We start from the raw sequence: 8063 nt of genomic DNA on the forward strand, positions 1-8063 counted from the left end.
GTTTGCCAAAACAACACTGACCCCAGCAGAGCAGCAAGTGGTGTATCTGACCGTGAACTTCGAGAATAACTGCGAGTATTGCGTTCCCTGGCACACGAAGTTGGCGCGTATGGCCGGGCTGTCGCCTGATGCTGTGGAAAGCCTGCGCTCGGGCGACACCCTGCCCGACGAAAAGCACAATGCGTTGCATGAATTTACCAAGTCCATGGTGCGCACCCGGGGCAGCATCGCACCGGCCGACCTGAAAAGGTTTCTGGCCGCCGGATACACTCCGCAAAACGCGCTAGAGGTTGTTCTGGGCATCGCAAACAAGGTCGTCAGCAATTACACGGCCGCATTGACGGAAGTTCCGCTGGACAGCGCTGTGGAACGGTTCGAGTGGCGAAAGCCCTCTTTAAGGGCAAAGTCCTAAGACGTCGCGGGCTGCTGTCCGGACGCGCCGGCAGATGCATCCGGTCACGCCAAACCAACACGGTCTAACTGTGATCTTTCAAAAGCCGCTGCTTCTGACGTGACCAATCGCGCTTGGCCTGCGTCTCGCGCTTGTCGTGGATCTTTTTACCTTTGGCGATGCCGATTTTTATCTTCGCCCGACCCTTGTGGTTGAAATACAAAACCAGCGGCACCAGCGTCATACCCTTGCGCTGGGTCGCGTTCCACAGGTTCGACAGCTCTTTGCGTGACACCAAGAGCTTACGGCGGCGACGCTCTTCGTGTTTGAACACCTTGGCCTGCTCGTACGGCGCGATGTAGCTGTTGATCAGCCACAGTTCCCCATCATCGACCGAAGCATAGCTTTCCGCGATGTTCGAGCCACCAGCACGCAGGGATTTGACCTCGGACCCCTCCAGGACAATGCCGCACTCGATATCCTCTTCGATCGCATAATCGAATCGGGCGCGCCGGTTTTCGGCGATTACCTTGTAATTCGGGTCTGTCTTCTGCTTGGCCATGACGCGTTGATTTAGGCGGCTTGCGCCGACCTTGCAAGGCAGGGTTTACCCAACTGCGTCAGGATTTGGCAGAAATGATCAGATCAGGGCCAAAAATCGTGTCAGCGTATTTGTGCAGATAGATCTTGAGCCATGGCGTGAAACGATCCGGGTGACGGGTCACTTCGGCCAGAAGGTCATGATAGTCGATCCAGCGGATATCCATGACTTCGTCCGGGTTAGGCTCGATCTTCAGCGGCCCGCGAACATGAGCCAGAAAGACGTCGACAACCTCGTTTTCGACCATGTTGTTGCCGACATCCGCATGGTATTCCAGACGATGGCGATACTCGGGATAAAGGCCCGTAATCCCAAGCTCTTCCCGCAAACGGCGCACAGCACAAGTAGACGAGCTTTCATCCCAATCAGGGTGCGTGCAACAGGTATTCGCCCACAGGCCAGGCGTGTGATATTTGCCCAATGCACGACGTTGCAGCAAAATCTCAGTTCCACGCACAACAAAAACGGACACAGCTTTGTGCTTGAGCCCTTTTTCATGCGCTTCGAGCTTGTCCACAGGGGTCAACTCGCCATCGACCCAGGCCGGGATCATGATTCCCATCTATCCTCTCCTGCTGCCAGTCCATCTGCCGGGCGGTTATTGTGAGTTTAGCTGCCGCCGGATCGGTCTGGCTGTGCGACGGGTGAAAACCACCTGTCAGATACCAAAGTGGCTGGGAATTGCCGCGGCATCAATCGCACGAAAGGCCGCAGGGGCTGCGGCCTTTGGTCCTTGTGCAGTTGCACGCGGTGTCAGGGCTTATTCGCCCGAGACACTGACGATATAGGCATAGACGTCTTCACCGCCTTTTTTCAGCTTGAATGTCATTTTCGACTTGGCGGCTGTGTCATCCAGATAGGTTTTCAGAAATGCCTTGGGATCTTGCGAGTATTCGACAAAGGTCGCCTCGTCCCAAACCAGACCTTTTTCACCTGCGGCAACAATGCTGTCACCGTATTTGAAGCCCTCATATGTCCCGGCAGTGCGGCCAGCGATGCCATAAAGGTTCGGGCCGGTCTTACCGCCTTTGACAATCACTTCGCCTTCCGGGTCAGCGATCAGGTGGCAGGACTTGCATTTGTTGAAGGCTTTCTTGCCCGCTTCTGCGTCGCCTTCAGCATAGGCGGGCAAGGCCAGAAGACCAACAATTGCGGTGGCGAGGATGCGATTCATAGCTATTGCTCCGATACGAATTTGCTGCACCGAATGGACATTCGGCACAAAAAAGAGTCAACGCGCAGATTGCCGCGCAGGCTTACTGTGCCACTGCGACAAAAGGGATGTCCTTAACATTGGTCATTTACGTCGGACCAGCAGGGCAAAAGGTCGCCCGCAGCCGGAGCCGCCAGATACACAGCCCGCGCAATGGCCCGCGCCAGACAAACAGAAGCTGCGTGACCGATAAGCCCTAATTCAGCTTCGGTCGATAAGGGGCGAACACCGGTGCTGGCGGCAAAGACCAGATCGCCGTCGCCCGGCGTGTGAGCCGGCACAATCGCACGCGCAATTCCGTCATGGGCAGCAACGGCCATCCTTTGACATTGAGGTTTGGTCAAAGCTGCATCGGTTGCGACGATGGCGATGGTGGTATTTGTCTTGGTCGAGTCTGCGGCCTTCATAGCCTGCGACTTGCGGCTGGCCTGCGGCGCGCCATGAGCTGCATTGGGATCAGGCCCCAGACCACCAAATTCACCACCCGTTTCAAACGGTGCCGCCCAGAAATGTTGATCCCCCGGAGTGGTCACACTGCCCAGCGGGTTGGCCGCAACCAGCGCGCCGACGGTTATCCCACTGTCCAGAACAAACGAAGCCGAACCGAGCCCGCCTTTTTGCATCGCAGCCAAAGCTCCGGTTCCAGCGCCCGTTGAGCCGAGATCGAATTGATCCGACGCTGCCTCGTACGCTGCGCGTCCCAGGGCACGATACGGGTTTTCAACCCAGTTTTTGTCACCACCGTTGAGCAAATCAAACAGGATCGCGCCCGGGACTATGGGCACCGTGACGTCACCGACCGGATACCCCCGGCCTTTGTCACGCAACCCGTCCGAAACACCCGAGCAGGCCTCGAGCCCAAAGGCAGAACCGCCAGACAAAACAATCGCATCCACATGGGCCACAGCTTTGTCCGGTGCAAGCAGATCGGTTTCGCGCGTCCCCGGCGCACCGCCCATCACATGGACCGAAGCCACAAACGGAGCTTGTGCCGTCAAGACTGTTGCGCCGGATTTCAGCGTATCGTCCTGCGCGTTACCGACCATCAGGCCGGGGATATCAGTGATCAGGTTCTTGGGTCCGGGGGTCATTTTTTACATTGATGTTCAGGCCGAAAAGCGCGCAGGCGCGCTGCCTCCGGCGGAGGTATTTTGGGCCAGATGAAGAGCGGATCAGATGCAGCGGCCACCGTCAACCTCAAGCGCTGTACCCGTGATCATGCTGGCCTCGTCCGAGCAGAGGAAACAGGCGGCGTTGGCCATGTCTTCGGGTGTGGAAAAACGGCCCAGTGGAATGGTCGACAGGAATTTGGCACGAATCTCGGGCGTGTCTTCCCCCATGAAGGATTTCAGCAGCGGCGTTTCTCCGGCCACGGGGCAGATGGCGTTCACACGCACACCGGTTGGTGCAAGTTCCACAGCCATAGTCTTGGTTGCCGTGATCATCCAGCCCTTTGAGGCGTTATACCAGTTCAGGTTGGGGCGCGGAGACAACCCGGCCGTTGAGGCCACGTTCAGGATCGCACCTGCCCCGCGCGATTTCATTGCCGGGACAAAGGCGCGGGCGGTCAGGTAGACGGATTTCATGTTTACATTGAACACGCGGTCGAAATCGTCTTCCGAGACGTTTTCGAGCGGGGTCGGCAAATGCGTGACGCCTGCGTTGTTCACCAGAATATCCAGATCTTCGAACTGACGCCTTGCGGTATCTGCCATGGCTTGAACCGAAGCACCGTCAGCAACGTCAACCTGGTGTCCGATTGCCCGTTCTCCGAGTGTGTTTGCAAGATCCAGCGCCGCTTCGCCATTGATATCCGCGATCATCACGCGCGCGCCTTCGTCGAGGAACTTCCGCGCGATCCCTGCGCCGAACCCGGATGCACCACCGGTGACAATTGCGGTTTTTCCCTCCAACCTCATGGCGGTATCCTCCTGCCTGTCAGGGGCAGAGTAGCAACGCATCGAAAAGATGCCAGATCATTCTTCAGAGACCTTGCCCCGCAACGCTTTGACGTCACCGCGCGCCTTCTTGGTCGCCAACCTGCGCTTGACCGAACCATAGGTCGGCTTGGTTGCGATGCGCCGTTTGGGTTTGACGAGCGCACGAGTGATCAGTTCGGCCAGCCGCGCGCGGGCGATTTCACGGTTACGCGCCTGAGAACGGGTCTCTTCACATTGGATGATGATTGCGCCCTCTTTGGTCCAGCGCCGCCCGGCCAGCCGTTTCAAGCGGCTCTTGACCGGATCGGGCAAAGAGGGGGAACGCGCCGCTTCGAACCGCAGTTCAACTGCGGTCGAGACCTTGTTGACGTTCTGCCCGCCGGGACCGGAAGAACGAACAAAGCTTTCGGTCATTTCCCAGTCTTGCAGGATGATATCGTCGGTGATGCGCAACATGGGCCGGACCTTACAGGGCACGCGTGAAAACAGAAAGGGCCGCCCCGGTGGGACGGCCCTTCGAAAGTTCAGGAGGTCGGGTCGGTTAGATCAATCGACCAGCCGGAGCGAGCGCTCCGCCAAGGGCTGCCCTAGCAGGCGATCCCCCCGGTTGTTCCGACACCTCTCTCCAATCTCTTTCTTGACACTGGATCACCTCCTTTTCTATCTGTTGCGGTTAACTTTGAGCCTGACACAAGATGCGCCATTCTCAAAGCACTTTTTTTAAGCAGGCTGTGCGGCAGTCAGCCGGGCAACAATGACTTTGAACGGGATCAAAGCAATCAGGGCCAGCGATAGTTTCACCAGCCAGTCTGCAAAGGCCAGCGTGACCCAGAGTGGCGCCATCGGGCCGGACAGCATGAACGGCACGGGTTCCCACGCCCAGTTGATCGCGGCGTCTGCATTGGCGCCAAAAAATGTGACCGAGGCCGAGAAAGCGATGGTGAAGAAGATCGCGGTGTCCAGTGCCGAGCCCACCAGTGTCGACACCAGTGGCGCGCGCCACCAGCGACCGCCACGCATGGCGTTGAACACGGTGACGTCGGTCAGCTGCGCGATCAGGAAAGCGGTGCCGGATGCAACAGCAATGCGCAACGGTACGGCGGCGTATTCAAACCCGTCGCCCTGCAACATGATCTGGCTGCCGATCAGCGAACAGATGATGCCGGTGACAAACCCGGCAAACACGACCTTGCGGGCCGGACCTACGCCATAGACGCGGTTCATGATGTCAGTGACCAGAAAGGCCAGCGGATAGGTGAAAGCACCCCACGTCAACAGCCCGTCAAGGATCAGGAACTGGACCAGAATGTTCGAGGCCACAACAATGGTGGCCATGGCAATGATGCCGGGAATGTAAGCGCGTTGCATGTTTTGATGCCCGTTTTGACAAGGTAGCGGCGACTTGGCCAAGGGACCGTCCCAAGGCAAGCCGTGCGTTTAGACCTTTGCCGTGGCTCTGTCAATCGGGCAGCAGATATTCCACCAATTCGGTTCGCTGCAGAGCCAGAAAGTTGTCATCCGAGATCATCGTGGCCCGCAAACGGCCCTGACCGTCGCGCCAGACAGACAGCCCTTCGAGGTTGTCATGCGTGCCCGCTGCAGTTTCGAACAGGGTTTCTTCAGCGCTGAGAATGTCATCCGTCACCTCCCACCGACGCAGCCTTGAGCGAAACCCAATAAAGCCCAGCTTACGCTCCAGCACGTAAAACTTCCCATCCGGGCCAAAATCAGCGCCGACGGGTTTGAAACCATCGCGTTGTGGCAAGACAAATGGGATCGACCATGCATCGCCATCCCAACGAAAGACCGGGATGTTCCCGCCTTTGGTGCGATTTTTTTCCGGCATCGTGTAAAGCCGACCGCGCGCATCAATGGCAAGCCCTTCGAAAGATCCGTTGTCGGCGAGGTGGTCAAACACGGGCAGCCGAGGCAAAACCCGCGCCTTGGCACCCGGCCCTGAATAATGGGCGATCCGGTGCACGCCTTCGAACGAGATATAGAACCCACCACCTAGTGCCAGCGCGAGCCCTTCGGAATCGCCCACACCACCTTTCATGATGCGCCCCTGACTGGACAAGACCCGCCACTGATCCAAAACCTGAATGCTGGTGATCTGATCCCCGTCGCGCTCTATGCGCGCCGTGGCCATTCTGGCCCGATCGCTCAGCACCAATATCTGCTGACCGTCGCCCAGAACGTGCAGCGCCGAAAACCCACCAAACCAATTCGCCGGATTATGCCATTCAAAACTATTCAGATGGGTGGCGGACTTAACTTCGACCGCCACAGCTGCCGTAGCTAAAAACAGAAAGGCGCTTAGTTGGATTGCAAAACGGCGGCGCATTGTTGTGGCAAATCAGCCAGAACATACTCCCGGCGTTTCTTGGGGGCTGGCGCATTTGGATCAGGTGGTGGTGGATTGAGGATGTTGTTTACCCATTCCTGCGCCTGAGCGCACCCATCGCCCTTGGGGGGCGGGTCCTGGTTGACGCAGCCTTTCGACCCTCGGGGGCATTTCAGACGGACGTGAAAGTGATAATGGTGCCCCCACCATGGTCTGATCTTGCGCAGATAGGCGCGGTTGCCTTTCTCATCCTTGCACATCTGCACTTTCGCGCCGGGAAACACAAAGATACGCGCCACGCGCTTGTCTTTGGCCGCTTCGCGCAGAACAGCATGGTGCTGCTTCGTCCAGTTCCCGTTGACAAAAGCCCCATTCGCGCGACGCAGCGAAATAGAAGAGATATTCTCGCGCGCTTTGCGGCTGAGGCGCATGTTGTCCCCGGGCAGCATCCAGATATCGATATCCAGACCCAACTGATGGGACCGATGGCCCGAGGTCATAGGACCACCCCGCGGTTGGCTGATATCCCCGACATAGAGACCGTTCCAACCCGGCTGCTTCGCCGCAAACTTGCTGAGGTCCTTGACGTAATCGATCGCCTCCGGGTGGCCCCAGTTGCGATTGCGCGACAGGCGCATAGCCTGCCATGTGGCACCGGTTTCGGGCAATTGTACCGACCCGGCGGCGCATCCGCGCGAATAACTGCCGAACGCGGCCGGTTTTTGTTGCGAGTTGACCCGTTGCGCCCCGAACAACTGCTTCGCCAGCGGCTCTGCCGTTGCTGTACCCGTCAAAGCAAGGGCAGCCACGATTATCAAAAAACGCTTTAAAATCATCTGCTCTGATCCCCTTCCGGTCTGACCCAGCGCATCAGGAATAGTCCCAGAATAAACAACCCAACGATGGGTGACACCCCCAGCCGGGCACTGCCGGTCACGGTTGTTGCAATTCCGATCAAAAGCGGTGCGGCAAAGGCCGTCGCACGCCCCGACAAACCATAAAGCCCAAAGCTTTCCACCGGGGCCTCAGGGTCCGTGTGCCGCACCATCATCGAGCGGCTGGCCGATTGAAGAATGCCGCCCATACCGCCGATCAACACACCGCAGCCGAAGAAAACGATATCTGGCAGGCTTGATCCGTCTTCGAGCTGGATACCGTAGATTTGCGTTCGATCCATCATGACCACAGTGGCGCAGACAAATATCAAAACCCAGATCGCAACGATGATCACCGGTTTGGGGCCGTATTTCTTGTCCAGCTTGCCGCCAACCCAGGAAAACGCCGCGGCTGCCAAAACGCTGACAATCCCAAATACACCGATCTTGATCAGGTCCCACTCCAACACCAACCGCGCATAAACACCGCCAAAGCTGTAAAGCCCGTTGAGCGCATCGCGGTAGAACATCGACGAGCCAAGGTAGCTGGCCAGACTGACGCGATGGCGCAGGTTAGATACTGATTTCGCCAGCAGACGCAGCGCTTCACCCACGCTGCCCGTTTTGTCCGCTGGTGCGTCATCGCGCACCCACAGGAAATAGGGCACCATAAACAGAATGAACCAAGCAGCCGTAAAC

The 8063-nt window shown here is 57.9% G+C and carries 11 protein-coding genes; 1 reads left to right on the forward strand and 10 read right to left on the reverse strand.

What is annotated here, in order from left to right; all coding sequences use genetic code 11:
- On the forward strand, positions 1-412 hold a 412-nt coding region (locus AC2FNU_RS22665), incomplete at its 5' end, for a carboxymuconolactone decarboxylase family protein (protein ID WP_496793001.1).
- Positions 413-476: 64 nt separating this feature from the next.
- Here the strand turns inward: AC2FNU_RS22665 and smpB are convergent.
- From smpB to AC2FNU_RS22715, 10 genes are all read right to left on the reverse strand, one after another.
- The gene (smpB, locus tag AC2FNU_RS22670; RefSeq protein WP_171093124.1) at positions 477-953 is read right to left on the reverse strand and encodes an SsrA-binding protein SmpB; all 477 of its coding nucleotides are present in this window, start codon (positions 951-953) and stop codon (positions 477-479) included.
- Between the two features lie 58 nt (positions 954-1011).
- Positions 1012-1554, reverse strand: coding sequence for an isopentenyl-diphosphate Delta-isomerase (gene idi, locus AC2FNU_RS22675; RefSeq protein WP_496793004.1), 543 nt, complete (start codon positions 1552-1554; stop codon positions 1012-1014).
- Positions 1555-1752: 198 nt separating this feature from the next.
- Complete coding sequence (locus AC2FNU_RS22680; RefSeq protein ID WP_496793006.1) at positions 1753-2166, reverse strand: c-type cytochrome; 414 nt, start codon at positions 2164-2166, stop codon at positions 1753-1755.
- Between the two features lie 113 nt (positions 2167-2279).
- Positions 2280-3296, reverse strand: coding sequence for a P1 family peptidase (locus AC2FNU_RS22685; RefSeq protein ID WP_496793008.1), 1017 nt, complete (start codon positions 3294-3296; stop codon positions 2280-2282).
- An 81-nt stretch (positions 3297-3377) separates the two neighbouring features.
- Complete coding sequence (locus AC2FNU_RS22690) at positions 3378-4124, reverse strand: SDR family oxidoreductase (protein WP_496793010.1); 747 nt, start codon at positions 4122-4124, stop codon at positions 3378-3380.
- Positions 4125-4181: 57 nt separating this feature from the next.
- Entirely contained in the window at positions 4182-4601 is a 420-nt protein-coding gene (gene arfB, locus AC2FNU_RS22695; protein ID WP_496793012.1) for an alternative ribosome rescue aminoacyl-tRNA hydrolase ArfB, read from the reverse strand.
- Positions 4602-4865: 264 nt separating this feature from the next.
- Complete coding sequence (locus AC2FNU_RS22700; RefSeq protein ID WP_171178357.1) at positions 4866-5513, reverse strand: queuosine precursor transporter; 648 nt, start codon at positions 5511-5513, stop codon at positions 4866-4868.
- Positions 5514-5604: 91 nt separating this feature from the next.
- Positions 5605-6489 carry an esterase-like activity of phytase family protein gene (locus tag AC2FNU_RS22705; RefSeq protein ID WP_496793014.1) on the reverse strand — a complete coding sequence of 295 codons (885 nt, stop codon included), beginning with the start codon at positions 6487-6489 and terminating at the stop codon, positions 5605-5607.
- Positions 6462-7325 (reverse strand): penicillin-insensitive murein endopeptidase, encoded by an 864-nt coding sequence (gene mepA, locus AC2FNU_RS22710; RefSeq protein WP_496793016.1) that lies wholly within the window; start codon positions 7323-7325, stop codon positions 6462-6464. Before mepA ends, AC2FNU_RS22705 begins: the two co-directional genes overlap by 28 nt.
- Positions 7322-8063: MFS transporter (locus AC2FNU_RS22715; protein WP_496793018.1), on the reverse strand; the 742-nt coding region annotated here is incomplete at its 5' end. The genes mepA and AC2FNU_RS22715, both read right to left, overlap by 4 nt.

It is taken from the genome of Ruegeria sp. BHSB064 (assembly GCF_059613205.1).

Bases quoted from the DNA above. Each gene is read 5' to 3' on its own strand.
- smpB (WP_171093124.1), bottom strand. From the start codon at position 953: ATGGCCAAGCAGAAGACAGACCCGAATTACAAGGTAATCGCCGAAAAC.
- idi (WP_496793004.1), bottom strand. From the start codon at position 1,554: ATGGGAATCATGATCCCGGCCTGGGTCGATGGCGAGTTGACCCCTGTG.
- AC2FNU_RS22680 (WP_496793006.1), bottom strand. From the start codon at position 2,166: ATGAATCGCATCCTCGCCACCGCAATTGTTGGTCTTCTGGCCTTGCCC.
- AC2FNU_RS22685 (WP_496793008.1), bottom strand. From the start codon at position 3,296: ATGACCCCCGGACCCAAGAACCTGATCACTGATATCCCCGGCCTGATG.
- AC2FNU_RS22690 (WP_496793010.1), bottom strand. From the start codon at position 4,124: ATGAGGTTGGAGGGAAAAACCGCAATTGTCACCGGTGGTGCATCCGGG.
- arfB (WP_496793012.1), bottom strand. From the start codon at position 4,601: ATGTTGCGCATCACCGACGATATCATCCTGCAAGACTGGGAAATGACC.
- AC2FNU_RS22700 (WP_171178357.1), bottom strand. From the start codon at position 5,513: ATGCAACGCGCTTACATTCCCGGCATCATTGCCATGGCCACCATTGTT.
- AC2FNU_RS22705 (WP_496793014.1), bottom strand. From the start codon at position 6,489: ATGCGCCGCCGTTTTGCAATCCAACTAAGCGCCTTTCTGTTTTTAGCT.
- mepA (WP_496793016.1), bottom strand. From the start codon at position 7,325: ATGATTTTAAAGCGTTTTTTGATAATCGTGGCTGCCCTTGCTTTGACG.